The following is a 26,817-nucleotide window of genomic DNA, read 5'->3' as shown; positions in this document are numbered from 1 at the left end:
TAGATGCTATCTTCTTTTAAAATATGAGCTCAAATAAGGAGGAAATTACATGTTTAAACGAAATGATCGTCCAAAAACCGGATTTAACGCTCTAAGACTCGGTGTTTCTTTTGTTTTTGCTTCTTCTTGCCTTATTGGAACCGCTTACGCAGATACTTTATCCAACGACATCCCTTCTTCCGCACTTACAGAAGAGGCAGTTAGTACAACCGACTCAACCACCGTCTCCACAACATTAGCGGCAGGAGATTTGTATGTGGCGCCAAATGGTAACGTGTCCAATCCGGGTACAATATCCAGTCCTACCACGCTCGAAGCAGCACTTACACAAATTGCTCCTGGTAAAACCATTTACCTGCGCGGTGGTAACTACACCTACTCCTCAACGGTTACAATTCAGCGTGAAAATAGCGGCAATAACGGCTCACTCAAAGGGTTGGTCGCTTACGGTAGTGAAAAGCCAGTACTTGATTTCTCTGCTCAAGCCTTTGGTTCAGCCAATCGTGGACTTCAGCTTAACGGAGACTTTTGGCTGGTAAAGGGCCTTGAAGTAAAGGGGGCCGGAGATAATGGTATCTATATCGGCGGCAGCAATAACCGAATCGAAAACGTGGAAACCCACCACAACCGGGATACTGGACTTCAGCTTGGACGTTACTCCCCTAACGCTTCCACTAGTGAGTGGCCATCGAACAATTTGATTTTGAATTCTTACTCTCACGATAACGCTGATCCCGATAATGGTGAGGATGCCGATGGCTTCGCTGCCAAATTGACTGTGGGATCAGGCAATGTGTTTGATAACTGCTTGGCTGCGTACAACGTAGACGATGGCTGGGATTTGTATAGCAAAACCGAAACGGGTCCTATCGGCGAAGTAACCATTTTGAACAGTGTGGCCCACCACAACGGGCAGACCGCAGATGGAACGTCTACCGCGAACAGCGACGGCAACGGCTTTAAGCTGGGTGGAGACAAAATCAAAGTCAACCATATTGTGAAAAACAGTATTGCTTTCCAGAACAAAAAACACGGCTTCACCTACAATAGCAACCCCGGCAGCATTACGTTGACCAATAATACTTCGTGGGACAATGGACAAAGTAATTTTGCTTTTGACAAGGGTGACCACGTGTTCATTAACAATCTTTCTTTTGAAGGAACAGCAAGTGATAAAACAAGCGGTACAGATCAGGACGACTCTAGCGTTTGGTGGAAAAACAAGAAATCGACGAATGCCAAAGGTCTGGTAGTCAGTGCAGACGACTTTGTTAGCCTCACGCCTTCTATCACTCGAAGTGCAGACGGTTCCATCCAGCTAGGTGATTTCCTTAAGCTGGCCAAAGGAAGCGATCTGATCGGCTCGGGTACTCCGAGCGGAAAAAATATAGGGGCACGTTAAAAGCCTCGCCTAATCAGGACGCCCTGGCCCATCTACCAACTCAGACAATTTTGCATAATATAGCGACCGGTGATTGTCCTCATAACCAGACAAAATATGAGGTGAACAGATCATGGAACGAAGAATCACACTGAAACATACACTCGCCTATGGAAGCGGTAACATGCTAGGAAGTGGCGCACTTGCTATTAGCGGTGCATGGTTAATGTACTTTTATACAACCTTTTGCGGACTGTCTCCCGTTCAGGCCGCGGCCATTTTCTCTGTTGCCAGCATCATAGATGCAGTCAGCAATCCGGTCATGGGCTTTATCAGCGATAACTTTCACCGGACCCGCTTGGGCCGTAAATTCGGCAGACGACGCTTTTTCATCATGATGGGTATCCCGCTGATGCTCGTGTATCCGATGCTTTGGGTAGATGGGTTGGGCTTCTGGTATTACCTGAGTACGTACGTGCTGTTTGAACTGGTGTATACCTCTGTCATGGTGCCGTATGAAGCACTAGCGTCAGAGATGACACGGGACTTCGGCGCACGCTCCAGATTGACTGGATGGAAGGCCATGTTTGGCAAAATTGCAAATTTCGCTGCCGCTTTTATCCCTGGTCGCTTTATTGCCGAGTATGGCAAAGACTCTCCATTGCCTTTCTTTTATACCGGTCTCGTTTTTGCAGCTATTCTGCTGATTGCGATGGCATTCTTGTACAAAAACTCCTGGGAACGTCCAAGTGAGGAACTGCAAAAGGAACTGGAAGGTGAAGCTCCGCTTTCCTTTATAGATTCGATGAAAAAGTTGTTTGTCGACATTTCCTCTACCTTCCGAGTCAAGACGTTCCGTCATCATCTCGGGATGTACCTGGGCGGCTTTTCAGCTGAGTGGCTGTTTACTTCTGCTTTTACGTACTTTATTGTCTTCTCCTTGTTCCAAAGCTCGGAGATGGTATCCAATTTGAACAGCTTTAACTCTGTCATTCAATTGATTTCTACCTATTTCTTCATCCAATTCTGCGTGCGTAAAGGGTTCCGTATGCCTTTCATCGCCGCACTCGTTGTCGTTTGCTTTAGCGTAGCAGGTTATGGCCTGCTCTATATAACGGGAGCCTCGAATACGATGGTATGGCTATATGTCATCACCCTGTTCATGGGGCTTGGTACTGGGGGCGTCTACTACATCCCTTGGAATCAATACACGTTCCTTGCCGATGTGGATGAAGCGTTGACCGGCCGTCGCCGGGAAGGTATTTATGCAGGTATGATGACTTTTGCCGGAAAAATGGTGCGGGCCGTTGTCGTCTTCATTCTCGGCTGGGTGTTACAGCATTTTGGCTTTGTATCCGGGGCTGATAGTCAGCCCGTCGCTGCTCAGCACGCCATCTTTTATGTACTTGTGGTTGGTACTATCATTCTCGCGATCATCGGTATGATTGCTTCTGTCGTGATGAAGCTGGATATTGACAGCCACAAGAAGCTAATCGCCGAAATTGACCGCCTCAAAAACGGTGGCTCCATGAAATCAGCCAAACCGGAAGCCCGGAAGGTATTCGAGGAACTGACAGGCTTCAGTTACGATCGGTGCTGGGGTAACAATAACGTGGGCTTCAAGAACAAACCCGTTGACCCTAAGACACACACTCCATCTATGTAACAACAATAACAATTACAGATTAAACATTTACTAAAGAGGTGACTGTATCATGGCAAATCCAACATCACAACCAACCACCAGTCCTACAAAAACAGATTCTTGGGCTGTACGTATGAGCGATTCCGTTCTGCAACGGAGCCCGGAATTTTATGAAAAATGGGAATATGACCACGGTGTCATTTACAGAGGTCTGGAATGGGTTGGCGAACTGACAGGCGATCCCAAGTACATGGAATTTATAAAAAAACATATGGACCATTTTGTTGACGAAAATGGCGTAATTCAGCGCTATAAAGTAGATGAGTACAATATTGACCACGTGAATAACGGCAAGCTGCTCTTCTCGCTGTATCGTGCCACAGGAGATGAACGATACAAAAAGGCAGCCTACCAATTACGCAGTCAACTGGAAAAACACCCACGCACAAGCGAGGGCGCATTCTGGCATAAGCAAATTTATCCGTATCAAATTTGGCTCGACGGCTTGTACATGGGTGCCCCGTTCTATGCTGAATTCATCCGCGAATTCGGAGATCCGTCAGAGTTTGACGATGTGACCCTGCAATTCAAGCTTTGCTACGAACATACGCGTGATCCTGAAACAGGCCTGCTCTACCATGCTTGGGATGAGAAGGGTGAGCAGCATTGGTGCAACCCGGAAACAGGCTGCTCTAAAAATTTCTGGGGACGCTCGATGGGTTGGTTCGTTATGGCACTCGTTGACGTGCTGGACTATATTCCAGAGGATCATGCAGACCGTCCCGTCCTGATTGATATGCTGACGGAAACACTAGAAGCCCTGCTGAATGTGCGTGATAAAGAAAGTGGAGTCTTTTATCAAGTGCTTAACCTGGGCCATGTGAAAGGCAACTATCTGGAAGCCTCTGCTTCCTGCATGATTCTCTATGCTATTGCCAAGGGCGTTCGCAAAGGCTATCTGCCAGAGCATTATCGTCAAGAGGCCGAAATCATCCGTAAGGGAATTATTGATGAATTTATCACGATCACTGAAGAAGGACTCGTGAATCTGAACAAAACGGTGCAAGTAAGCGGTTTGGGTGGTAAAGATCGTCGGGACGGTACCTTCGCTTACTATATCAGTGAGCCGATTATAACCAACGACCCCAAAGGTATCGGTGCTTTCATTCAGGCGATGGGTGAAGCAGAGCGCATCTAAAACACGCGAACGATATACCTTAATAACAAAAAGGACGGTGGCCATCAGCCCCGTCCTTTTCTTATATATAAACATATCTTACTTCATTACCTTAAACTCATATCCCTGTTTTTTTAGATATTCTATAATTTGCGGCAAAGCTTTTGCAGTTTCTTCTTTACCATAGGTGTCATGCATGAGTATGATGGCTTTTTCTCGACCTTTCACTGATCTCATAAATTGGTTGATTAGTCCAGGGGCTTTCTTGGATGCTCCCTCTGCATCCTTCGTTAGTACATTCCAATCTACCTGATGATAGTCCTTCTGAAGTAAGACTTTATCCAAAGCAGCCATCCCCTGTGGATCTCTTCTATTCCATGTCATGTGGCCCCCCGGAAACCGGATCATTCTTGTGGTGAATTCTGGCCCTAGAATACTTTTTAATACCTTATTGTTCCTCTCAATATCCTGCATAACATGGTCCGTGCTTACCCGCCTGTTAGGATATAAATACTTATAATTATGAGAGTACGTGTGGTTTCCTATCGCATGACCCTCTTTAACAATTCTTTTGATAATGTTCCTGGTATGTTCATTTTCATCGGCTTCTTTTCCTACGATAAAAAAGGTTGCCTTGACCTTCTGTTTTTTCAGAATGTCCAATATTTTAGGTGTTACCGTCACGGATGGACCATCATCAAAGGATAAGTAGGCCACTTTTTTACCATCGGCTCCATCGGGCATCTGCCCTAGCATTTGCTGCTTTAAATATTTTTCGACAAAGGCACCATCTTCTACTTCGGGGTCGCTTTTTGGAGAGACCGCTTTACCTTTTGATGAGTCCTTGGATACGGAATCTGTCTTTTTAGCAAGCTCCTGTGTTGGCGCATGTGTTTTGTTATCTGAGACCTTTATTGCAATGAAAGTAATACAACCTGCCACAAATAATAAAATAGCAATCCAAATGAGTCTTTTTCTGTTCCTCTTCAAGCGGTGCTCCATTGTCCTACTATGTGAATAGCCCTTTTCCATTAGCTTATGTACCTCCATACTAAAATAAGAAAAACCACCGGATCAGGGTTGATGTACACACCTTAGAATAGACATTGGAAAAACCCTTAGGTTTAGCCGATGAAAATTTAGGGATGTGCTTCAACCAGAGGACAACCTACTCCCGGTGGCTTTCTTGTCTTGCATTTACATAATTTATGAGTATCATTGCAGTTTATTACGATTGCTTCGTTAGGGCCTGAGCCAACAAGGACGCATAAGCTTTAGCACCTTTAGGTTTTAAATGTACTCCGTCATGCTCGAAATAGGAGTTTTTGCCGGAGCTGGCTCCGTACCAGTCAATCATTGTAATTCGCGGGTCCTGGGACGCTGCTTCGGCAAGATGCTTGTTCACAATACTCTCCCACGGCCGAGGTACACGGGTATTCACAAGTATAATACGCTTCGCATCCTTCAGGCTAGCCAACAGATCGGATAACTGGTCCTTGGTAAAAGCGCCGTTCGTGCCTAGCTCAATAATAACCGTCTTACCGAGCTGTCCGTTCTGTCTTAGCTGCTCCAGTACGGCAGGCGCCTCCGCCATCTGACGGCCGATTCGCCCATCTACAACAGCTCCCGGGAAGGATTCCTGAATGTACGACTGTACATCCAACATGACAGAGTCTCCAATGGCGGTAACACTCGAGCCATCACCTGTCATAGGCGTAGCTTCTCTGGGTTTGTCCGAAGGTTCCGACGGTTTCGTAACATCGTCCGTAGTACCAACCTGGACCGCCGTATTCTTAGGCGTCTGGGTTTGAGACGGGACTGGGGTCTGCGCCTTGCTGCCCTCGGACCCTTGCAGCTTGATGGCTTGGGGCTCCTTGGAAGCCACGGATACCGTTCCGTGAAGCGGCGGCATCGCCTTTGCCTTTGCGACTGGATTCTCATCGCTTGATGCCGCCTGAATCGTTGCATCAGGAGAAGCCACGTACAGGTGGACGGTACCCACGAGAATACCTACAAACAGCACAGCCGCTGTAGTTGTAGGCATCCATCTCCACCGCGCCTGTCTACGAACCGCAGAACGGATTCCTGTGATCCAGTGGCGGAATCCTCCATGGCGGATCGGCTCCTCGATATATTTAAACGAGAGAGACGCCAGCAATATGGTAGCTAGCAATTGTAAAATGATGCGCAGCACATGCACGCCATCGGTATCTACCTGAGGCGTCGTTAGCGTGATAACCGGAACATGCCACAGATACAGTCCGTAGGAACGGGCTCCAATCCAACGTAGCGGCTTGATTCCAAGCAGACGACCAAGGTGGCTTACCGGATGTGCCAACGCTGCGACCACAATAGCAGTGACTAAAGCTATGCCCAGCAGGCCGCCCCGGTACAGAGATGGGTCATATTCATTCGAGGCCCACGCCCAGTGACAAAGCAAGAGCAAGCTTATTGCACCGATGCTGTCCAGAAGCATACGCGCCTTAGCAGAAGCTTGCTCTTTCAGCTTGCCGCTTGGCCACACCAAGGCCAGTGCCGCACCAATTAGTAAAGCAAATCCACGCGTATCCGTGCCGTAATACACCCGACTCGGGTCGCTTCCCGGTACGTAAATCACGGCCATCAAGAGCGCAGATATTAATGCCAGACAAGTTACCCAGCCTGCGAGCACAATACGCTTGGGCATGAATTTTAGCCCGAGCGCCAGCAGTAAGGGCCACAGGATATAAAACTGCTCCTCCACCGCCAGCGACCACAGATGCCCAAGCGGAGAAGGTGGGCCGAAACTTTCAAAATACGAAACCTGATGGAAAATAAACCACCAATTGCTCATATACACCAATGCGGCAGGTACATCTCCGCGCAAGGCCGTTAGCCGTGACGGATCGAAAAGCAACGAGCACAGGACAATGACAGCCACAACCGTCAACATGGCAGGCAGCAACCTTCTGGCACGACGCAACCAGAAATCTTTCATTTTAAAACTATGATATGTATCCCACTGACTCACCAAAATATCTGTAATCAGATACCCCGACAAAGTAAAAAACACGCCTACACCCAACAAACCCCCCGGCAACCAATCCGGATTCAGATGATACACAATGACTGCGATGACCGCCAGCGCTCTTAAACCATCCAAACCTGGCATATAACGACGTTGTGACGACAACCGATTAGACTTCATTTCAGCCGCCGTCCTTCTTGCAAATTCAAGCTCCCTGTCTGTTTCAATGCTCTTCTGCCCTTTCCCTCTCCTGCACATCGTCTGCGATGCCCTGTAGCCTTTTCATTCATTATATAAAACTTCATAATCGTAATGATTTCAATGAAGTTAAAATTAATGACAATGTTTTTATTATATCATTCCTTTCCACAGTTAGGTAACCACTGATAGATATACAAAAAAAGGCATCTCTTCCCTTAGGAAGAAAATGCCTTTTTATTAGTATTCTATTCTCTTAAAATTTGATGATACCTGAGGTATGAAGGAAGACCAACAACATCAGGATCGGTGCAACATACCGAAGACCGAATAACCATACGTTGAACCAGAAGGGTTTGATGTTCGCATGCTCAGCCGCAGTCTTCCAGTAATAACCTGTGAATATAACAATCAACAAACCGCCTAACGGTAAGAAGATGTTGGATGCGGTAAAGTCTACGAAATCAAAGAATGATTTATCCCCTACTTTTAGTTCAGGCACCAGCCCCATGGACAATGCAGAAGGGACGCCCAGCATCAAGCACAGGACCGATACGACGAGAACGGAGCGAACCCGGCTCCAACGCATACGCTCCATGACATAGGCTACTGGAACTTCCAGCAAGGATACCATAGAACCTAATGCAGCAACCGCCAGCAGTACGAAGAACAAACCGCCGAAGAATGCACCAAAAGGCATTGCCGAGAAAGCAGCCGGTAAAGCAATGAAAACCAGCGATGGTCCTTGGGCCGGATTAATTCCGAAGGAGAAGGTTGTAGGGAAAATAATCATACCTGCGATAAACGCATAGATTAAATCTCCGCCACCAACGGCCAGCATGGCTCCACCCAGCGATTGACGGCGATCTACGTATGCACCGTACGTGATCATAATTCCCATCCCCAGTGAGAGTGAGAAGAAGGCATGTCCCAAAGCAACCAATGCAGACTCTATACTTAGCTTAGAGAAGTCGGGATTCAGAAAGAAGGATACGCCCGCACCAGAGCCTGGCAGCATAAGAGCGTTAATCATCAACACGAGCAACAGGATGACCTTGGCAGGAATCAAAATTTTATTGAACTTTTCAATCCCGTTCGATACCCCAAGAGTTACCACGACTGCTGTAAATGCAAAAACAACTAACAGCCAAACCAACGGCGCATAGCCGGAGGAAAAAGAAGCGAACTGTCCAGCAAAATCATTATTTGAAAACAGATTTCCGCTAAATGCCTCTACGGCATAATGCAGTGTCCAGCCTCCTACAATGGCATAGAACGACAAGATAACAAACGGCACGATAACAAACATGATGCTCATCTTGCCCCAAATCGGATGACCGCCTACTTTTACCATTGCAGAAGCAGCACTTCCTCGACCTGCACGACCAAGCGCAAGCTCCGCTAAAAGTACAGGCAAACCAACAAGCAACAGGCAGACAATAAACAATAAGAAAAATGCAGCTCCACCATATTGTCCTGTAATATACGGAAATTTCCAAATATTACCTAATCCTGCCGCACTGCCGATCGCCGCCAATATAAATCCAGCAGACGAGAAGCGTTCATTTTTATCAGACAGGCTATTCTGCCCCTTGCTCAAATTCATTATATCCCCCTCATTCTCTCTACTTACGCATAAACATGAGCATGCGTACATAAATAATTTTTACTCATTATAGCGTAAGTAGGATGTAAGGTCATGCATAATTTTTCACTATTACCGGATTTATTTTCATAATGTTCGGTATCTACAAAATACAACAGAAAACTACATATTTTCTTCAACATCCTTCTTTATTATGGTCTCTCCCATGCGATTAGATACTTTTTGATAAATATACGAAATCGCCAACAGTACAACACCAAAAGAGAAGTAGGCTACAATCGTGCTTCCTGTCGTTAACAGATGTAGATCATACAACAGCAGCTTACCTGTCGACAGCAAGGTCAAGCCCAATCCAAATCTGCGAATGTAGACCACTCGCTTGAGGAAGCCGTATACAATATACAAAATGGCCAGCAGCAAATACACCAGACTGAACACAAGACCTGCATCCCTCAGGCGGAACTGAACTCCGAGAAAGGCGGTTATGATGCCCAGCAAATATACACCCATAATGACCGGATACAACTCATTACTTCTATAATGTCGGGTCATCAGTGCGTTTAGGAAATCCCTGCTGCTGAAGAATACCAGCACATTAAAGGCTGCGAGTACCACCAATGCCACATAATCAGCAGCCGTATTTTGCGCATAATTTTCATGCAAGGTCGGAATCGTTACGGTGACCACCAGTGCCAGCGCGTAGCCTATGACGTACAACGCCAAGCTGTAGTATTTAATCACCCGATCATACAGCAACCTCACCTTAGGCAGGAAATAAGCCAACACCAGCGATACGCAGGCATACAACAATACTTTGTACAAGGTGTAATGAGCAAACTCGTCGGATAAGACGATGTTATACCAATGCCCGGCTTCATACAAAAGGTAGAAATACACGTTCACCAAAGCTACATATTTAAATCCTTGCATGAGATGCATTTCGTACAACCGATTGTTTTTGAAAGCATTCGGACGGCTAAATTCAATCGCATAGAAGACGGTAACGATCAACATTCCCAGTGTAATGAGCGTATATTTGAGTCCAAAATAGTCTGTCTCAAATCCTGACAACAGATATATAGGGAAATCGACGAAAAAGAATGCGCCCAGACACAGTAATAAAATGCCCCAGCCAGCTCGTTCCAATTCCTTCAACCGGTAACGGTGTCCATATAATGTAAGAAGAACTGCTTCGATCAACCACCCCATAGATAACCATCTAACTCCAAACTGGAACGGAATCATGAGGATGGCAAAGGTCAAAGAAGTCGCATAAAATAATATTTTGGTTTGTTTCTCCTCTGGAATATATCGACGGACCCATTGTCCCAGACCTCCGTACACCAAGCAAAAGACCAGAGCCAGCAAGCCTTTATAATCATCCAGGCCTGCATCGCCGAATAGAGAATACAGAACGGAACAGCTCACGACTGTATTCAGAGCCAATAGGGAGAAATCCAGCCATGACAGTTTTGTTTTTAAACGGAACGGCACCCACAGTGTCATCCCGAGGTACATCGCAAATGTAATGACTGCATACAGCATGCTCGCTACGGTGCTTTCCGATAACCACGCCAGCACAATCATCAAGGGCGTATTAAGCAGAAAGCTGATATATTGCACGACGACCCACCGTTTGCGGAAGGATACAAGCAGAATCAGCAGATTTAACAGGAACAAATAGCCCATGGCGATATACACGGCGTTCCCTTCCAGCCCGTTCGCTGCCATATAAGAAAAGAGCGGAAGATACCCCCCTACTAAACCGAAAGAGCATATCGTTCGGGATTCATACCTTAATGACAGTAGCACAGCGGTCACCGTAACTAGTACGGACAAGCCTATGCCTGTATACATTCCTATGATTTCTAACAAAAAGTAGCTGTAAAAAATCGATCCGTACAGTACAGAAATACCGCCGCCCAAAATACCGAGCGCAAAGGTCTGCTTCTGCTTGCGATACAGCCATTCGCCGCCTCCTAGCATCAGCGCTCCTAGCAGAAAGAAGGCCACGCCCTTCATATTTCCTGTGAACCAGTTGGAGTATGAGTATTTAAAAGCGGCTCCCACACCCAATATAATGAGCAAAATCCCCAGCTTGTTGATCCAGTTCAAGCCTAGCTTCATTTCAAACTGATTTTGCTTCATGCGCTTCTGCATCGTTTCCTCGCTGATCTCTTCTTCTCCGAGTTGCTGAAACTCGCTTGCCGTCTGATGAAGCAATTGGCGCTCGGCCTCCTGAAACCGCACGCGTTGCTCCATGATCCGGTCACGAATCTCCTCTGAAAACAGTCGCAGTCTGGCGACGATCTCGTCCTGATCTTCTTTAAGCTCATGCGTAGTTTGCTGAATAAGCTGGTCCACCCGGTTTTTAGCCCCATATTCAAAGGATGTCAGCCGATTTTTCCCTTCTGCGGTTCTGGAAGCAAAATAGGTCTCCAGCTTTTCACGCGAAATGCGAATCATATTTGCCTTTTCACTCAGCATTTGCTCCGTCAGCGCAGTGCGCAGCTTTCCATTTTCCTGCTCAATATGTCGTACTCGCTCTTCCAAGTGAATGCAGCGAGCCTGATAATCCCCGAACTTTTTTCGCAGAACCTCATTCTCCAAAATGATATCTGAGGCTTCATAGTCCGCGATTAATGTTTGATACTCCTTGAGCAGCTTGTTCTGTTCTTGGCGGATCGTATGTAAACGATCTTTAAAATCCTCCATGTTCTCCTCCATTGCTGTCCATTTTGGTAATCATTACATTTTACATGAAATTAAAAAGTCATTATAGAGACTATAGCCCATTTTAGACGGTAAATTGGGGCTTTTACTTAAATATTCTTCCAGTTTCATGATCGCAGATGAAGTAGAATGGATATACATATGAAATAAAGCCTACCTTTTCCCTTCGCAAACATGAAATCCGCATGGATGTGTTGCAGAGTCTACGCTGTGTATTTATTTTTATTGGAAAGATCACAATGAAAAAAGGAATTAATCCAATGTGCAGACTCATGCCCTTGATTACCCTGCCGAAAATCCGTATACTAACAAAAAAGCAAACGATATTATGCCTGTGAAGAGCATCCAACTCGGAGGCGTTTACGCCAAGGACCATACGTTAGCGTAGGATATGGCGATATGTACCTAAGTAAACCGGACCGCCCGTTACAGCGGAGCAAAGTGGATTGGAGAGTCATGACATCAGTCATGCTGTCCGGTCAATTTGGGTGGCACCGCGAGATCAAAGCGCTCCTCGTCCCATGTGGATGAGGGCGCTTTTTGTATTTTTATCCGAAAAGGAGTGCGGTGTCATGTTGGATATCAAATGGATCAGAGAGCATCAAGAGCAAGTTCAGACAGCAGCAGACGGCAAAGGAATACAGGTATCGGTCGGGGAGCTGTTGACCCTGGATGATCAGAGAAAACAGCTACTTCAGGAAGTGGAACAGCTTCGACAGAAGCGTAATCAGTGTAGTCAGGATATTGGCGCGCTAATCCATGCCGGCCAGAGTGAACAGGCAGAAGGGGCGAAGCGGCAGGTTAAAGAAATTAACGGACGGCTAGATCTTCTGGAAACCCCGCAACAGGAAGTAGAGGAACAGTTTCAACAGCTCTTGCTTCTGATGCCTAATATCGTATCGCCAGATACACCACGGGGGAGATCGGATGAGGATAATGTGGAACTGGAGCGGGTCGGGTCGGTTCCGAACTTCGAATTTGAACCAAAGGATCATATGGCGCTCGGTGAGCTTCACAAGCTTATCGACGTCCCTCGGGGTGTCAAAACAGCTGGTACCCGTAACTACTATCTGACGGGAGCAGGGGTTGCATTGCATCGGGCTGTGCAGCAGCTTGCGGTCGATCTGCTGACTGAACGTGGATTCCAGTTGCTGGATGTTCCGCTGATGGTACGTGCAGAGGCGATGCGCAGCACTGGTTTTTTCCCGCTCGGACTGGATCAGACGTACCGCATCTCAGGAGAGGATCAGTGGCTTGTAGGCACTTCGGAAGTGCCGCTGGTCTCGTATTACAGCGGTGAGATCGTGGATGTTGCGGACCCGATTCGGCTGGCAGCCGTGTCCGTATGCTTTCGCAATGAAGTCGGCTCAGCCGGAAGGGATGTACACGGACTGTATCGTGTCCACCAGTTTGCCAAGGTTGAGCAGGTCGTCATCTGCGAAGCTAGCCTGGACGCTTCGGAACAGATGTTTCAAGAAATTACGCGCAATGCGGAAGACTTGCTTCAACAGCTGGAGCTGCCTTATCGCAAGATGGCTGTCTGTACAGGCGACATGGCGCAAAAAACCTACAAGCAGGTGGACATCGAGACATGGATGCCCAGCCGCCAAGCTTACGGCGAGACACATTCGTCGTCCCAGCTGCTTGATTTCCAGGCACGTCGTTCCAACATCCGGTACCGCAATGCGGACGGCAAATTGAAATATTGTTACACGCTCAACAACACAGCGGTCGCTTCACCCCGGATTCTGATTCCGTTGCTGGAGCATCACCAGCAAGAGGACGGTTCGATCCGTATTCCGGAGGCTTTACGCCCATATATGCCGGGAGGTATGGAATTTTTGCGTACTCCCTTGTTATGAAAACAGGAGCGCACTTTGAAAAGTAGTACCCAATGAGCAGGATTTTCGATCGTAATCATCGCAAAAAAGACGAAGGATAAATACCCTTCGTCTTTTTTGGTGTTTCATTGTGTCATTGTGCTTCTGCTTCCCATGCGCTGGCAGGACCAAAGAATTCATAGTGGATATCCGAAGTAGGGATATTCCACTCCTTCAACAGGCCGTATACCGATTGCATGAATCCCTCAGGGCCGCAAAAATAATATTGGGCGTTCCGATCCGGTATCACGGATTGCAACCAGGCCAGATCCAAACGACCTTCCTTGTGAAAAGCCTGTGCCAGCCGATCCTGCTCCGTTGGTCTGCTGTAACACCAGCGAACTGCAGCCTGTGCATGTGTGGCGACCAGCTTTTCTACCTCATTACGCAAAGCATGGTTATCCCCATTGACTGCTGCGTGGACAAAAGTGATAGGCCGATGCGGAGCAGATTTCACCAAAGAAGCCAGCATACTAACCATCGGGGTTAGCCCGACCCCACCGCTGATCAGCACGACAGGTCTGCGATCTGTCCGATCCAGCGTAAAATCACCCGCCGGTGCAGATACTTGAAGCACATCGCCCTCTTGCACCTGCTCATGCAGATACACGGATACTTTACCTGCCGGGCGGGACTCTACAGCATCCTCACGCTTTACAGATATCCGGTAGTGAGATTGGCCCGGTGCATCCGAAAGGCTGTATTGACGAATGTGGGTATTGTGTTCGCCCGGAATTTCCATCTTTAAGCTGATATATTGCCCAGGCTCGAATTCAGGCAACACCTGCCCATCCTGCGGCACCAAATAAAAGGACGTAATTTGGTCGCTTTCCTTGACCTTTTTCTGCACAACAAAGCTCTTAAAGCCTGACCAGCCTCCCTGCTGCTGTCCAGCCTCCTTGTACATTTCAGCTTCCATGTCTATAAATACGTTAGCGATCACACCGTAGGCTTCGGCCCATGCGGCAATGATCTCGTCTGTAGCAGCATCTCCCAGTACGTCCTTGATCGCAGCGAGCAAATATTTTCCGACGATAGGATAATGCTCGGGCTTAATTCCCAAACTGCGATGCTTATGTGCAATCTGGCGTACCACCGGAAGAATTTCCTCCAGGCGGTCAATGTGCTGTGCAGCCGCATATACAGCATTGGCCAGCGCTCCCTGTTGACGTCCTTGCTTCTGATTCGCGTGATTGAATATATTGAGAAGCTCGGGATGGGCCTCAAACATCATCTGGTAAAAACGCTTGGTGATTGTAGTTCCGTGTACCTCCAAAACAGGTACAGTCGATTTGATCGTTGCAATGGTTTGCTCACTTAGCATCTTTGTATCCCTCTTCTCTTCAAAATAAGATAACAAAGGGTATTTCAACATATGTCCCATTTGTTAATCCTCAATTTAAAACCCAGTATACCCACATAAAGTAACCGTTTATGTGATTCCAGTCACTTCAAATTTGAAATAACGTGAACGTGTCAATGACAAAACGCACAATTAATAAACACTTCCCACATAACTGACGAGCTTTCCCCAAAGTTTCAAATATCTATATACCCTTTTTGTATGTAGTGATCAGATTTTTCCTTTCTCGTAACAACAGTTTCACCATGCTAAAGACTTCAATTTATTCCACTTGTAAACGCTTCCAATTAGGATAAAATCGAAGATGAGGTGCCGGACAAGCCATTCCGACCCATCCTATCCGTGTTAAAGGAGGCAGATGATATCGTGAAGTGGATCAACAGCAGCAAATGGTTAGCCGCATGGATTTGTATCCTATTCGCAGTGGCCAGTGCGGGTCTTCAACCCGATACAGCACATGCTCATACAACAGGCGTTACGCAAGCAACCTACGGGACCGAGGTGAACCAAGCGCTGAATGGTTTGGACGTCGCCAATGCTGAACTATCCCTGAGCGCAACAGCAAGCACCGCCATTACGAACGGAATGGATTGGAAAGACACCGCAGGTAACCCGATTCAGGCGAACAGCGGTAATGTTCTAAAAGTAGGTTCTACTTATTATTGGTACGGCGAGCACGCCGAAAACTGGAAATTTGAAAAAGTGAACGTATATACCTCAACCGATTTGAAAAATTGGTCCTTCCGCAGCAGTATTCTCACCAAAGATTCCGCCCCTGAGCTGAATTCGAGCAAAATCGAGCGTCCCAAAGTCATCTACAACAAAACCACCGGAAAATATGTACTATGGGCGCACTATGAAAATGGCACGGACTACTCACTCGGTCGTGTAGCCGTCGCTACCAGCGATACACCCGACGGAAATTTTGCCTACCAAGGCAGCTTCCGCCCGCTGAATTATGAGTCTCGGGATATGACGGTGTTCACGGATACTGACGGTAGCGGCTACCTTATTACAGCTTCCCGTAAAAATGGCGGCGCCAACGATACGATGGCGATCTTCAAGCTGACAGCCGATTATACAGGCGTACAGTCGTTCGTTGGCTGGATTTTTGAAAATGGCTATCGCGAAGCTCCTGCTGTTGTGAAAAAGAACAATACCTACTATCTGTTCACCTCGCAGGCATCCGGCTGGTATCCGAATCAGGGCGCTTACGCAACCGCCAGTTCCATGACTGGGAGCTGGTCTGCTCTGTCCCCCTTCGGTGACCCGGCGGCTTACGGCTCGCAAATCCATTCCATCGCCACAATTACGGGTAGCTCAGGAACCAGCTACATCTATATGGGCGACCGCTGGAATCCGCTCAATCTGAGCGACCACAAATTCATCTGGTTGCCACTAACTCTGAATGACTCCAACAAAACAGCAACCCTGAACTGGTACAGTAGCTGGGATCTGGATGCTGCGACAGGCACAGTAATCCTACCGTCCTTTGTGAATCACGCACAGGGCAAAACAGCGACTGCGAGCTCAGCCGCATCCAGTTCTCCAGCTTCACTGGCGAACGATGGCAACGCCCAAACCTCGTGGAAAGCTGCTTCCGCATCCTGGCCCGCTTGGTGGCAGGTCGATTTGGGCAGTACCAAGACCATCAGCGAAGTGGATATTTCATGGTTTATGTACAAAGGATCTGAAGCGTATTACAAATATAAAATTGAATACAGCACGGATGGAGTTAACTACTCCACGATTGACCGCACAGGTAATACCACGTATGGTTTTACCAGTGACAAAGTCAATTTTCAAGCTCGCTACGTGCGAATCAACCTTGTAAATGCAGTGCTATTCAATAATCCGAACAACTGGTATACCCCGACAGTGCATGAAGTAAGATTGCTTGGCAATTAACTTGCTTCATTAAAAAAGAACATGGCAGGAGAATCCCATATTAGATAGGCTTCTTCTGCCATGTTTGCTTTACCACCTGTTTCGTACTCATTCGCTCAACGTACCCGATTTACTGTGGTAAACACAAATTTATCATACCGATGCCGTGAGAATGAGTATTCAAACGGTATACCCGTATCCAGATAACCTACCTGCTCAATTTCTAAAACTGGATCATCCGCACCACAATCCAAATACTCCCAATCTAGCTCGGTCGACTTGGACGCGCGGATGGTACGATGTGAACTGACAATATTAAGGCCCAGCTCCTCCTTAATATGTTTGTACACTGAGCCGTGCAACACCTGCTCGGTAATACCGCTGATCAGCTTCGTAGGCATGTATGTGCGCTCTATCACATACGGCTCGCCCTCTACAATACGCAGACGGACTACACGATACACAGGAGAATTGGCATCAATAAATAGATGCGCCGCTACCTCTTCAGATGGAAATTGAACGTCAAAGGCTATGATTTTACTTTTGATTTCTTTCCCGCGCAGTACGTTTGTCAGCCCCAGCATTTCATTCACAACGACATTAACCGGGCCATTGTAGACCGATTTGACAATAAAGGTTCCGTGTCCTCTTTTACGATTCAACAGCCCTTCCGACACCAACGTATCTAATGCCCTCTTAATCGTCATCCGACTTACCCGGAACTCACTGGCCAGTGAAATTTCATCGGGAATCGGATCATCACTGCTATAGGTCTTGTCTATAATACGCTTCTTGACCTCTTGTGCAATCCGTTCGTATTTGTTCATTGGTCTACCACCTGTACTAAAATTTGTTTTATGTCAGCATTTTACCAAAAACATCGGTAGCGCTGGTTCTTTTTGTTCTGCAGGCGGGACGTTAAGGTATCACGGTATAAGTAAGTATACCGAACATTATACTTTCTCACCAGCGGCGTACAGCACAGTTCTTTGATGATGATGAAGAAAAAAAGGCGGTCCAGAGGACCACCTTAGAATCCGTTATTCTCGATCACCTGTTTGAACCAGTGCCCACTCTGTTTAACGGATCTCTTGCCACCGTTCTGAAGATCGACAGACACAAAACCATAGCGATTTTTATAAGCATTCGTCCAGGACCAGTTGTCCATAAACGTCCATAAGTGATAGCCCTTCACATTGGAGCCCTCTGAAATGGCCCGTTGAACCCACTTGAGATGCTCACGGATAAAATCAATGCGATAGTCATCGCGGATCATGCCCTGTTCATCTCTGAACTTTTCTTCACCTTGAACGCCCATTCCGTTTTCTGAAATGAAGCATTCAATGTTTCCATAATTTTCTCTGACATTGGTCAGAATGTCGTAAACGCCTTTCTCATAAATCTCCCAGCCCCGCATCTCATTCATCTTGCGACCAGGCATGACGTAATAATCGAAGAAACGTTCCGGCACAAAAGGTGCATCCGGGTTTGGCAGACTTTCACGAGCCTTGACTCTGCGCGGCTGATAATAGTTAATACCCAGCAAGTCTACAGTGCCCTGGCGTATAATCTCCCGATCTCCGTCTTCCATGCTTGGTACATATCCCTCTTGGCGTAACAGCTCCACGAGCAAAGGATTGAATTCTCCCGTCACAGATGGGTCTAAGAAGGAACGGTTAAAGAACGCATCGCATATTTCAGCAGCCTGCACGTCTGCCGGATGCTGACTACGCGGATAAGTCGGCGTCAGGTTCAAAATAATTCCGATTTTGCCCTTATAACCGCCTTCTCTGTAAGCCTTAATGACACTCGCGCTCGATAACAAGGTATGATATCCCACCTGTACGGCTTTACCGAAATCCACTTCATTCGGATAGTGGAAATCGTATAGATAGCCGCCTTCCACCGGGACAATCGGCTCGTTATGCGTAAACCATTTGGCTACACGATCCCCGAATAGCTCAAAGCAAGTGTTAGCGTAATCCACGTAAGCTTCAACCGTCTCCCGGTTCACCCAGCCTCCATTTTCCTGTAAAGCCATCGGCAAATCAAAATGGTACAAGTTCACAAACGGCTCAATACCCGCCTGATGCAACTCTTCAATGACGGCATTATAGAATTGAACTGCCTGCTGGTTCAATTTACCTCTCCCTGCCGGAAACAGACGCGACCAGGAAATAGAGAACCGGAAGGAGTTGTGACCAAGCTCTTTCATGAGTGCAATATCTTCTTTATAACGGGTATAGAAACGGGACGTTTCGCCAGGTCCAACGCCGTCATAAAAACGGTTCGGCTCCTGCTCAAACCAATAATCCCAAATGTTCGGTCCTTTGCCGTCTCCCTCTACGGTTCCTTCTGTCTGGGTAGCCGAGGCCGATGAGCCCCACCAGAAGTCGGATGGAAAACGGTATTGAATGGTTTGCTGCTCTATATCTTTCATTTCGGTATGATTCACAGCTCTACTCCTCTCTCTTTTGCATGAATAAGCTGCTAATCTAGCAGCTTATTCACATTACATTCCAACAGTTTGATCCTTACCTGCAATGGCTGTTTGGTTAAGCTCCTCTTCCTGCTCTTTACGAACGTTCATCCGATCAATAATTTTTAGGAACGGGAACCAGATGACAAAGACGACAGCCATATTAAACAACTGCAGTACGCCTCCCATCAGAGATCCCGTAGCCATCATTCCACTAAAGAACAACGGCATCGTCCAAGGAACCTGTATTCCGTTTGGCGGCGGTACAATCCCAGTAGACATGGCGAAGTAAGTAATCAGCGTAACGATCATTGGAGCAATGACCCATGGGACAAAAATAAGCGGATTCATCACAATCGGCAAACCGAATATGACGGGCTCGTTGACATTAAACAGACCCGGTCCAAGGGCCAGCTTACTGACCTGCTTCAATTGCTTACTCTTCAGGAAGATCAGAATCGTGAGCACTACGGCCAGTGTCATACCTGTACCACCGATACCTACGGTATAAATATCCACAAACTGCTTGGTGATAATATGCGGCAGTTCCGCTCCTTTGGAGTACGCTTCGTAGTTTTCAAGTGCCAGCGTATTCCAGATCGGTTCCATGACTGAGTTGATAATAATCTGACCATGAAGCCCAAAGAACCATAAAAGCTGAACAAAGAAAATAGCAATTAATGTAGGTATAATACCACTGCCCAAGTGCACCAGAGGTGCCTGTACAGCATGATAAATCAGATCATGCAGGTTATTATGAAGAGTCAGTGTAACTACAACATTAATGATCAAAAATATGCCCAATGTGATACACGCCGGAAGCAAAGCGGCAAACGATTTGGCAACGGCTGGCGGAACGCCTGGAGGCATTTTGATAACAATGTTCCGCTGTGTCACTCTTCGGTAAATTTCAGCAGCTATAAAAGCAACGATCATGCCAAGGAACATGCCTTTGGCCCCAATCCGATCCAACGGAATGACACCAGCAATCGTGGCACCGCTTTCTTGTGTCAGCACAAACGGGGTGAGCATCAAGAAGCTGACCAACGCGATCATGCCACCGAATATGGGCTCGACCTTATAACTTCGGGATAAATAATAGCCGATCCCGACAACCACAAATAAGGTCATGATGTTCAGGGTGGCACTCGGCGCAATGTTCAGCAGACTGTTAAAAGTTGCATAATTACCGTCGCCCATCCAATCTTTTAGAAACGGCAGATTGATAATAACGACAATGATGGAGCCAAAAACTGTTAATGGAAATGACAACATAAATGCATCACGCAGTACAGTAAGATAGCGGTTGTTGTTCAGTTTACCGGCAATAGGTATCAGTATCCGGCTTAATTTCTCAAACAAAGCCTATTCCTCCCCGCGAAGTGACTTGCATCAATAGGGTTGCAAGCTTTTTCATGTCCCAAATTTCACAAAATTACATGTTCCGTTATAAATTTCTGGATTTGAACAGCTCCAGCAATTCTAGAACCAGATCCTTCATGGTAACCGTGGACATCAGATGATCCTCGGCATGCATTAGAAGGAGCGAGAAGGGAGTTTGGGTCCCTCCCGCTTCCTTCTTAACCATTTGAAAATGGATATCATGTGCAGCACGTAAATCCTGCTTGGATTGTTTGAGCAGTTCGTCCGCACCCTCTACATTCTCATTTCGGTATTCGGTCAGCGCCTGAATCACTTTACTGCGAGCGCTTCCACTATGAAGAATAAGTTGGAAACTAATTTGCTCTTCCGTCAGTTCGGCTATATTGACTTTATCCATTTTTGCGTTCCACCAGCTTCACTGCTTGCTCATAGGCTTTCTTACCGTCAACCATCCCGTAGGCCATCATGTCAATCACTTCTACATGAATACCATATTGGGCTGCTTCCTTTTCCAGCTGTCCTTTAAGAAAACTCATTTGCGGGCCAATCAATACTGCGTCAGCCTTAGCCATGTCTTCTGCCGCCTGATCTTGACCTACTGCCCAAATTTCAGCCTCGTCTCCAATGGACTTAGCATAATCCTGCATCTTAGTAACCAGCAAACTTGTAGACATACCTGAGCTGCACGCCAGCAAAATTTTCTTCATGATTGTTCCTTCCCTTCAAGGTCTGATTGGATGTTAACTACTAGAAAACGTTTACAGCGTAATTATAAATCCAGTTTTTTGATTTGTCTATACATTTAATATATATGTATAGACTTTTTTTAAAATGACACTGTTTCTTCACTTTTTTTCTTGAAAATGAACGTGATCTCTTATCTTTAATCTCTCAATAGAATCGATTTTAACTATAAGAGGTTCTGCCAAATGATATGTTATTCGATTCTGTAAAATGTTAACATGAGCTTACGGAGTAAACTTGGTTGCTCCTCCGTAGCCAAAGAATAGCTGAGGTGAGAAGAGATGAGTAGAGATGAGAAGAGTCAAAGTAAAATCAAGCAAGAGTTAGACCGGGTCGTGTTCATCGGTCGTACGTTTGAGGAGTACGTCCAAATGTTCAATTTGCACATTCCTGAACTTGTAGGCAAAAAGATTTTGGACTGTCCTGCGGGAGCATGTTCCTTCACCGCTCTGGGCACCAAAGCCTCGCTGGATATCACCGCAAGTGATATCGCCTACGACCACAAGATTGATGATCTGAAACGCAAAGGCCTATTGGATATTGAGCATGCAATGGAAACGCTAGAACGTGCAAAAGATAATTATGTTTGGAGCTGTTATGGAGATGTGCAAGGGCTTAGCGAGCAGCGCCATCAAGCACTGCAGGATTGCACGCAGGATATGAGGAAGCACCCAGAACGCTACGTTGCTGCGGTACTGCCGGAGCTTCCCTTTGAAGATGAACAGTTTAATATCGTGCTGTCTGCCCATTTTCTGTTTATGTATAGTGATCGACTCGACTATGAGTTTCATAAGAATACGGTACACGAACTGCTGCGAGTGGCTTCAGAGGAAGTTCGTATTTTTCCTCTGACCGATTTAACGGGAACTCGTTACGATCTGCTAGATCGTTTGATTCTTGAGCTGGAGGCAGAAGGCTTACGGGTGACAGAGGCCAAGGTTCCGTATGAGTTTATGCGTAACGGCAACTCTCTGTTAAGCATACGAAAGATATAGGGCAGGTTTAGGTGTAGAGGGAGCAAGCTAATCGCTTGCTCCCTTTCTGGTTATCGAGATGAAAATTAGAAAAATTTAGAATATTAAGAAACATTCCTACATTTTTATCGTCTATATTGGAATACCTTACGTATGAAGGTAAGATTTTTCGAAGCCCAAAGTTAAAAAATCAACTCACAAAGGAGCTTATGCATGTTAAAAAAGTTAGGATTAGCTGCATTAATTCTGGTTACTAGCCTCTCCGTTACTGGAACAGGCTGGGCCGCATCCGGCACAACAACCATTGAAGTTTCTAAAACTGCTCTGGATTACAACGTTGCTCGCCCGCTGAGCGATGGTGCTTTTCATGATGGCTTATTGGCTGCTGAAACATCTGCCGGAAACCTCGTGTATTACAATACCAAAGGAGAGAAAGCTTTCTCACTTCCCGCCGAGCTTAAACCCATTGGTGATTTTCATGAGCAACGAGCCGTAGTCAAAAATACAAAAACCAATCTCTATGGATACATTAACACCAAAGGGACACTGGTCATCCCTTGCCAATATACCGAAGCCAATTTCTTTTCCGAAGGAAAAGCCAAAGTTACCATAGCAGACACCAAAGAAAATGCAATTATAGATCGAACGGGAAAAATCCTTTCTCATTTTAAAGAAAATGTGGAGTCAGAATATGTATTTACAGACGGTCTGGCCCTCGCCTACGCCCCTAACACTGGCAAGATCGGTTTTGTGAATGCCTCTGGTCAACTAGCAATTCCCTATAAATATAAATACAGTCGTGGTTTCTCGGATGGCTTGGCTATTGTTCAGAATAGCAAAGGGCTATACGGATATATCAATACAGCAGGGAAAGAAGTTATTCCTCCTCAATATAAATCCGGTGGAGACTTCTCGGAAGGATTGGCCCCTGTGCAAAATACTAAGGGAAAATGGGGATTCATCAATAAACAGGGAAAAGTCGCGATTCCCTTTAAATTTACGGATGCCCAGGATTTTAGTGAAGGCTTGGCGAGTGTGAAAAATGCAAAAAAACAAGTCGGATTTATTGATAAAAACGGAACGCTGGTCATTAAATATCAACAAAAATATGATGTTACTTCTCCGTTCAAAGAAGGCTTAGCTTTAGTCGGTAAACAAACACAATCATCCGTCTCAGACGGCAAATTTGGCTACATCAATCGTCAAGGGCAACTGCTAACTAAACTTGAGTACAGAGTGGAATCCTCCTCCTTCTCCAATGGCTATGCTGTTGCTTTTATCAAGCCAGGCAAAGCGTTCATTGTATCTAAACATTCCGTTTCAAAATAAAAAAGACGACCCCGGAGGCAGATCGAGTGGATCTGCTTCCGGGGTCATTAGATTTCCAATATCTCGTATACAATTAGTCGTGTGTGTAGAATTTTACCCCAGGCAGATCTGCTGCCACCCACGAATAATTAATGGTATTACTGTTGTAATTTTTGGTCCCCGCCTGTGCAACCTGTACCTCCTTCAAAATCGTGATCGATGAACCCTTCGGTCTGACAACGACCACATGACCATGCCCATCTGCTTTTTTGATTCCGATGGTAGGATACCCGAGATTTGCTCTTTTTTGAGCATCCTGAAAGGTTACAGTGTACCATCCCGGCGCATTGTTGCCCAGTAAAGCATCAGCCATTTGATTGGCTAAGCCACTTGGCAGGGAAGCCGACATCGCAGACATCACATCTTGTGCAAAAATATTACACTTCGTTCCACCTACTGGCGAATACTTTTTGTTCGTTTCTACCTTAAAACCGTCAATTACAGATGCGTAAGTACTTGCACTTCTAGCCATTGAAATTCCCCCTGAATATAAGTTGTAGAGGAAACGACGGAGTCGCTTGAACATCTGGATGGCTCCACATTCATTGATGTTGGCCTCAATTCCCTCTCAACTATTAGGGTGATTTCCGGCTTACTTTAACAACGTAATACTACAAAAAATTAACTTCATTCTCATAACTGAAGGCTTTCTTCACTGATTACGGTTGGAACGATAAGCTCAGGAGTAGTCGTAGGATTAGCTTGTGTTAAATAGTCTGCTGCCCCCATCATCAGAGCGATGCCGATAAATAGCACAACCCAATTACGATTCTTTTTCATCATCTGTACCTCTCATTCTTCACTGCGCCCGTTCAGCCACTTGAACCAATGGAGCAGATGACTGAATCGGTATTCATGCTGCGAAGCGTACGTCCATACTTCTGGCTCTTCACCGGGCTCCTTCCAGACGAGCATGGAAAAGTGACCCTCTTCCTCGCTCGCAACCGACAGCAGCGAAAGACGATCATCCCCGAATCGGTATGGAGCCGATTCCACCCAGTAATTCCGCATATCGCTGATCCAGCTGCGGAACTGCTCTGTACCTGCGATCCGCAGGACTTCATCAGGTAGGAGCAGATGCTCGTCGATATCCTTCCAATCCCCCGCATATCGGTACCGCGCTGCCAGCATTGGACTGAGTGGTCGGATTTTACCGGGAGCCAACGTAGGCATATAGGCGACGGGAACGACCGGACCGATACTCTGGATAGCATAAGACTGAGCTTCCTCCTCACTCATTCCGTAAGACATAGCCTCCACGAGAAAATCGTTCCGTCTTACACCAAACTGATGCTGATACTGTGACATTTCATCCTGTAGCTCCAGTACCATACCCTGTGCCGTTTCTGTTCCGATCATTCCCAAACACCTCTCATTCCAAAATATAGTCGTGCAATTCCCGTTGCGCTCGATACTTTGCCCAATTGAATTCAGGCCAAGCCGATTCTTCTCTCGTCATGCTCGTCAAACGGGCTTGTAAAAACTCATCTAGTGATCCATGTTCCTTACGGCTAAAGTCAATCAGCAGCGGAATCGCGTCCGCCGATAGCTCACTCAAATATTCCTTATCTATCACCGATGTCGTGCGATACCGTTCGAGATTATTTTCAGCAATCCGTATATCAATGCCCACATAGTTCACGACGACATAGGCGACCAGAGCGAGTACAATATAATATTTCGCCAACGGCAGTTGACGGAAATGAATGCGCATTGCTGCAATAAGCAGTAGCAAGCCCAGAAAAATCATAAACGCGTGTACCAAATAGCGGGTATACGTATAGCCGTATGCTTCTTCGTACATAACCAGCCGGGTATATCCCGAATACAGCATCACACCCGAACAACCCACGAGTATGTACAGCAGGCCGCTGTTCATTTTTTGCACTATACCTGAGCAAAATTCAGTCCACTTCAATACACTGATCATCAGCACAAAGTTGATACCTGTTACCATAACCAGCTCCCCGAATCCTCTTCTCGCATATTCGGCATACGAGGTTCCTTCGGGCAGAGCACCTTCCCATGCACCAAACAAATATCCGAACTGCAACACAACGAACACAACATACACCAGATTCATGACAATCAGCACCGTAGCGGTAATGACAGGGTCAAATTTAATCGCGACCGGCTCGTGGTAAGGCACCGTTGGTCGGTCAATCATCACTGAAGAGTGACCATCATGCTCGGTGGTTTGGCCATTCGTGCGCTCATTTAACCCGTGCCATGATTGGGTCTCTCTCTGCGTATTACGCGGAGCAGGCTGTACAAATCCCCACAAATAACAGAAGAAACAGAAGGTGAAAAAGCAGGTCCAGATCAGCCGCAGCATGCCATTCCCAAAGGACAGCGTTCCGATCCATTCGGGTACTCCAGCTAACAACTTTTCGAACATCCCATCCGCCGAAGCCAGCAAAGATATAATAATGAACAGTAGCGGCAAGGCAATAAGTAAACCGATCAGCACTTTTCCCAATACACGCTTACGCTCATCCTTTACATTTCGAAGGGCTACTGTCTTGACCATCCGAAAGGGGGTCACGATATGACGAAAGTTTTGATAAAACCAATGGCTTAACGCCTGACCGATAATACCGGGTTCTGACCAGCCATGCCTTTTCTCCCCGAACAGCAGCACCATATGTACGCTAATCAGAGCAGGTATCGCCAGCGCATTTAACACGTATAGGACCGGATTATTGAACAGCGCGTATGTCAATGCCAGCATGAAAATGATCACAAACAGCAAACGCCCTATCCATGATCTGGACTGGAAACGATCTCGGTTAAAGGCATACATATAGGCGTAAAAACCAATAACAAAAATTGGCATAGACACGCCCAGCCCATGTCCGTAAAACAGATATTGATGAACCAGCGCCAACACAATTGCGCCAGCAAAGGCGGACAGAAACGACGTTTTCGGCAAAGACGTTCCATTCATCTTGTCATGCATGGTAAATACCTCCACAAATATGCTTTATAACCC

General features: G+C 46.4%; 21 protein-coding genes. 7 read left to right on the top strand and 14 right to left on the bottom strand.

Annotated features, from left to right (window positions below):
• The first annotated feature begins 49 nt into the window (after positions 1 to 49).
• The 3 genes from ACL9RM_RS01225 (at position 50) to ACL9RM_RS01215 (ending at position 4,224) form a co-directional block, all read left to right on the top strand.
• Positions 50 to 1,402, top strand: coding sequence for a right-handed parallel beta-helix repeat-containing protein (locus ACL9RM_RS01225; protein ID WP_061829520.1), 1,353 nt, complete (start codon positions 50 to 52; stop codon positions 1,400 to 1,402).
• 112 nt (positions 1,403 to 1,514) lie between these two features.
• Entirely contained in the window at positions 1,515 to 3,047 is a 1,533-nt protein-coding gene (locus ACL9RM_RS01220) for an MFS transporter (protein WP_250266950.1), read from the top strand.
• 49 nt (positions 3,048 to 3,096) lie between these two features.
• The gene (locus tag ACL9RM_RS01215) at positions 3,097 to 4,224 is read left to right on the top strand and encodes a glycoside hydrolase family 88/105 protein (protein ID WP_250266951.1); all 1,128 of its coding nucleotides are present in this window, start codon (positions 3,097 to 3,099) and stop codon (positions 4,222 to 4,224) included.
• Between the two features lie 78 nt (positions 4,225 to 4,302).
• Here ACL9RM_RS01215 and ACL9RM_RS01210 read toward each other — a convergent pair whose 3' ends face one another.
• The 4 genes from ACL9RM_RS01210 to ACL9RM_RS01195 form a co-directional block, all read right to left on the bottom strand.
• Complete coding sequence (locus ACL9RM_RS01210; RefSeq protein ID WP_250266952.1) at positions 4,303 to 5,235, bottom strand: polysaccharide deacetylase family protein; 933 nt, start codon at positions 5,233 to 5,235, stop codon at positions 4,303 to 4,305.
• Positions 5,236 to 5,431: 196 nt separating this feature from the next.
• Positions 5,432 to 7,390 (bottom strand): acyltransferase family protein, encoded by a 1,959-nt coding sequence (locus ACL9RM_RS01205; protein ID WP_250268979.1) that lies wholly within the window; start codon positions 7,388 to 7,390, stop codon positions 5,432 to 5,434.
• Between the two features lie 274 nt (positions 7,391 to 7,664).
• Complete coding sequence (locus ACL9RM_RS01200; protein WP_061829525.1) at positions 7,665 to 9,014, bottom strand: sodium-dependent transporter; 1,350 nt, start codon at positions 9,012 to 9,014, stop codon at positions 7,665 to 7,667.
• A 162-nt stretch (positions 9,015 to 9,176) separates the two neighbouring features.
• Positions 9,177 to 11,729, bottom strand: coding sequence for a DUF2339 domain-containing protein (locus ACL9RM_RS01195; RefSeq protein WP_414126073.1), 2,553 nt, complete (start codon positions 11,727 to 11,729; stop codon positions 9,177 to 9,179).
• Positions 11,730 to 12,319: 590 nt separating this feature from the next.
• Here ACL9RM_RS01195 and serS point away from each other — a divergent pair.
• Positions 12,320 to 13,609: a serine--tRNA ligase gene (serS, locus tag ACL9RM_RS01190; RefSeq protein WP_250266954.1), complete on the top strand. Its 1,290-nt coding sequence runs from the start codon at positions 12,320 to 12,322 to the stop codon at positions 13,607 to 13,609.
• Between the two features lie 112 nt (positions 13,610 to 13,721).
• Here the strand turns inward: serS and hmpA are convergent, their stop codons facing one another.
• Positions 13,722 to 14,951 (bottom strand): NO-inducible flavohemoprotein, encoded by a 1,230-nt coding sequence (gene hmpA, locus ACL9RM_RS01185; RefSeq protein WP_250266955.1) that lies wholly within the window; start codon positions 14,949 to 14,951, stop codon positions 13,722 to 13,724.
• A gap of 405 nt (positions 14,952 to 15,356) precedes the next feature.
• Here hmpA and ACL9RM_RS01180 point away from each other — a divergent pair, with 405 nt between their 5' ends.
• Positions 15,357 to 16,898: a family 43 glycosylhydrolase gene (locus ACL9RM_RS01180; protein WP_250266956.1), complete on the top strand. Its 1,542-nt coding sequence runs from the start codon at positions 15,357 to 15,359 to the stop codon at positions 16,896 to 16,898.
• 95 nt (positions 16,899 to 16,993) lie between these two features.
• On the opposite strand, the gene ACL9RM_RS01175 is transcribed toward ACL9RM_RS01180, so the two are convergent.
• From ACL9RM_RS01175 to ACL9RM_RS01155, 5 genes are all read right to left on the bottom strand, one after another.
• Positions 16,994 to 17,704: a GntR family transcriptional regulator gene (locus ACL9RM_RS01175; protein WP_250266957.1), complete on the bottom strand. Its 711-nt coding sequence runs from the start codon at positions 17,702 to 17,704 to the stop codon at positions 16,994 to 16,996.
• A 203-nt stretch (positions 17,705 to 17,907) separates the two neighbouring features.
• On the bottom strand, positions 17,908 to 19,317 hold the full coding sequence (locus ACL9RM_RS01170) for a glycoside hydrolase family 1 protein (protein ID WP_250262157.1): 1,410 nt from the start codon (positions 19,315 to 19,317) through the stop codon (positions 17,908 to 17,910).
• 72 nt (positions 19,318 to 19,389) lie between these two features.
• Positions 19,390 to 20,718, bottom strand: a complete 1,329-nt coding sequence (gene celB / locus ACL9RM_RS01165) for a PTS cellobiose transporter subunit IIC (protein WP_250266958.1) — start codon at positions 20,716 to 20,718, stop codon at positions 19,390 to 19,392.
• Between the two features lie 85 nt (positions 20,719 to 20,803).
• The gene (locus tag ACL9RM_RS01160) at positions 20,804 to 21,136 is read right to left on the bottom strand and encodes a PTS lactose/cellobiose transporter subunit IIA (protein ID WP_414126069.1); all 333 of its coding nucleotides are present in this window, start codon (positions 21,134 to 21,136) and stop codon (positions 20,804 to 20,806) included.
• Positions 21,129 to 21,446: a PTS sugar transporter subunit IIB gene (locus ACL9RM_RS01155; protein WP_013312603.1), complete on the bottom strand. Its 318-nt coding sequence runs from the start codon at positions 21,444 to 21,446 to the stop codon at positions 21,129 to 21,131. The genes ACL9RM_RS01160 and ACL9RM_RS01155 overlap by 8 nt, the downstream gene beginning before the upstream one ends.
• Before the next feature lie 318 nt (positions 21,447 to 21,764).
• On the opposite strand from ACL9RM_RS01155, the gene ACL9RM_RS01150 reads away from it, so the two are divergent.
• On the top strand, positions 21,765 to 22,478 hold the full coding sequence (locus ACL9RM_RS01150; RefSeq protein ID WP_250266959.1) for an SAM-dependent methyltransferase: 714 nt from the start codon (positions 21,765 to 21,767) through the stop codon (positions 22,476 to 22,478).
• A 192-nt stretch (positions 22,479 to 22,670) separates the two neighbouring features.
• Positions 22,671 to 23,786 carry a WG repeat-containing protein gene (locus ACL9RM_RS01145; protein ID WP_250266960.1) on the top strand — a complete coding sequence of 372 codons (1,116 nt, stop codon included), beginning with the start codon at positions 22,671 to 22,673 and terminating at the stop codon, positions 23,784 to 23,786.
• Positions 23,787 to 23,859: 73 nt separating this feature from the next.
• Here ACL9RM_RS01145 and ACL9RM_RS01140 read toward each other — a convergent pair whose 3' ends face one another.
• From ACL9RM_RS01140 to ACL9RM_RS01125, 4 genes are all read right to left on the bottom strand, one after another.
• Positions 23,860 to 24,297, bottom strand: a complete 438-nt coding sequence (locus ACL9RM_RS01140) for a hypothetical protein (protein ID WP_069012257.1) — start codon at positions 24,295 to 24,297, stop codon at positions 23,860 to 23,862.
• Between the two features lie 161 nt (positions 24,298 to 24,458).
• Positions 24,459 to 24,605, bottom strand: a complete 147-nt coding sequence (locus tag ACL9RM_RS01135; RefSeq protein WP_238807966.1) for a hypothetical protein — start codon at positions 24,603 to 24,605, stop codon at positions 24,459 to 24,461.
• 12 nt (positions 24,606 to 24,617) lie between these two features.
• Positions 24,618 to 25,184, bottom strand: a complete 567-nt coding sequence (locus ACL9RM_RS01130) for a hypothetical protein (protein WP_250266961.1) — start codon at positions 25,182 to 25,184, stop codon at positions 24,618 to 24,620.
• 13 nt (positions 25,185 to 25,197) lie between these two features.
• The gene (locus ACL9RM_RS01125) at positions 25,198 to 26,784 is read right to left on the bottom strand and encodes a DUF4153 domain-containing protein (protein WP_250266962.1); all 1,587 of its coding nucleotides are present in this window, start codon (positions 26,782 to 26,784) and stop codon (positions 25,198 to 25,200) included.
• Between the last annotated feature and the right edge of the window lie 33 nt (positions 26,785 to 26,817).

Origin of the sequence: Paenibacillus sp. S29 (assembly GCF_049319765.1) — a bacterium.
GTDB lineage: Bacteria > Bacillota > Bacilli > Paenibacillales > Paenibacillaceae > Paenibacillus > Paenibacillus polymyxa_B.
This window is presented reverse-complemented; position numbering and strand designations above follow the sequence as displayed.

Coding starts and splice junctions, on each gene's coding strand:
- ACL9RM_RS01225 (WP_061829520.1), top strand. CDS start 50: ATGTTTAAACGAAATGATCGTCCAAAAACCGGATTTAACGCTCTAAGA.
- ACL9RM_RS01220 (WP_250266950.1), top strand. CDS start 1,515: ATGGAACGAAGAATCACACTGAAACATACACTCGCCTATGGAAGCGGT.
- ACL9RM_RS01215 (WP_250266951.1), top strand. CDS start 3,097: ATGGCAAATCCAACATCACAACCAACCACCAGTCCTACAAAAACAGAT.
- ACL9RM_RS01210 (WP_250266952.1), bottom strand. CDS start 5,235: ATGGAAAAGGGCTATTCACATAGTAGGACAATGGAGCACCGCTTGAAG.
- ACL9RM_RS01205 (WP_250268979.1), bottom strand. CDS start 7,390: ATGAAGTCTAATCGGTTGTCGTCACAACGTCGTTATATGCCAGGTTTG.
- ACL9RM_RS01200 (WP_061829525.1), bottom strand. CDS start 9,014: ATGAATTTGAGCAAGGGGCAGAATAGCCTGTCTGATAAAAATGAACGC.
- ACL9RM_RS01195 (WP_414126073.1), bottom strand. CDS start 11,729: ATGGAGGATTTTAAAGATCGTTTACATACGATCCGCCAAGAACAGAAC.
- serS (WP_250266954.1), top strand. CDS start 12,320: ATGTTGGATATCAAATGGATCAGAGAGCATCAAGAGCAAGTTCAGACA.
- hmpA (WP_250266955.1), bottom strand. CDS start 14,951: ATGCTAAGTGAGCAAACCATTGCAACGATCAAATCGACTGTACCTGTT.
- ACL9RM_RS01175 (WP_250266957.1), bottom strand. CDS start 17,704: ATGAACAAATACGAACGGATTGCACAAGAGGTCAAGAAGCGTATTATA.
- ACL9RM_RS01170 (WP_250262157.1), bottom strand. CDS start 19,317: ATGAAAGATATAGAGCAGCAAACCATTCAATACCGTTTTCCATCCGAC.
- ACL9RM_RS01160 (WP_414126069.1), bottom strand. CDS start 21,136: ATGGATAAAGTCAATATAGCCGAACTGACGGAAGAGCAAATTAGTTTC.
- ACL9RM_RS01155 (WP_013312603.1), bottom strand. CDS start 21,446: ATGAAGAAAATTTTGCTGGCGTGCAGCTCAGGTATGTCTACAAGTTTG.
- ACL9RM_RS01150 (WP_250266959.1), top strand. CDS start 21,765: ATGAGTAGAGATGAGAAGAGTCAAAGTAAAATCAAGCAAGAGTTAGAC.
- ACL9RM_RS01145 (WP_250266960.1), top strand. CDS start 22,671: ATGTTAAAAAAGTTAGGATTAGCTGCATTAATTCTGGTTACTAGCCTC.
- ACL9RM_RS01140 (WP_069012257.1), bottom strand. CDS start 24,297: ATGGCTAGAAGTGCAAGTACTTACGCATCTGTAATTGACGGTTTTAAG.
- ACL9RM_RS01135 (WP_238807966.1), bottom strand. CDS start 24,605: ATGAAAAAGAATCGTAATTGGGTTGTGCTATTTATCGGCATCGCTCTG.
- ACL9RM_RS01130 (WP_250266961.1), bottom strand. CDS start 25,184: ATGATCGGAACAGAAACGGCACAGGGTATGGTACTGGAGCTACAGGAT.
- ACL9RM_RS01125 (WP_250266962.1), bottom strand. CDS start 26,784: ATGCATGACAAGATGAATGGAACGTCTTTGCCGAAAACGTCGTTTCTG.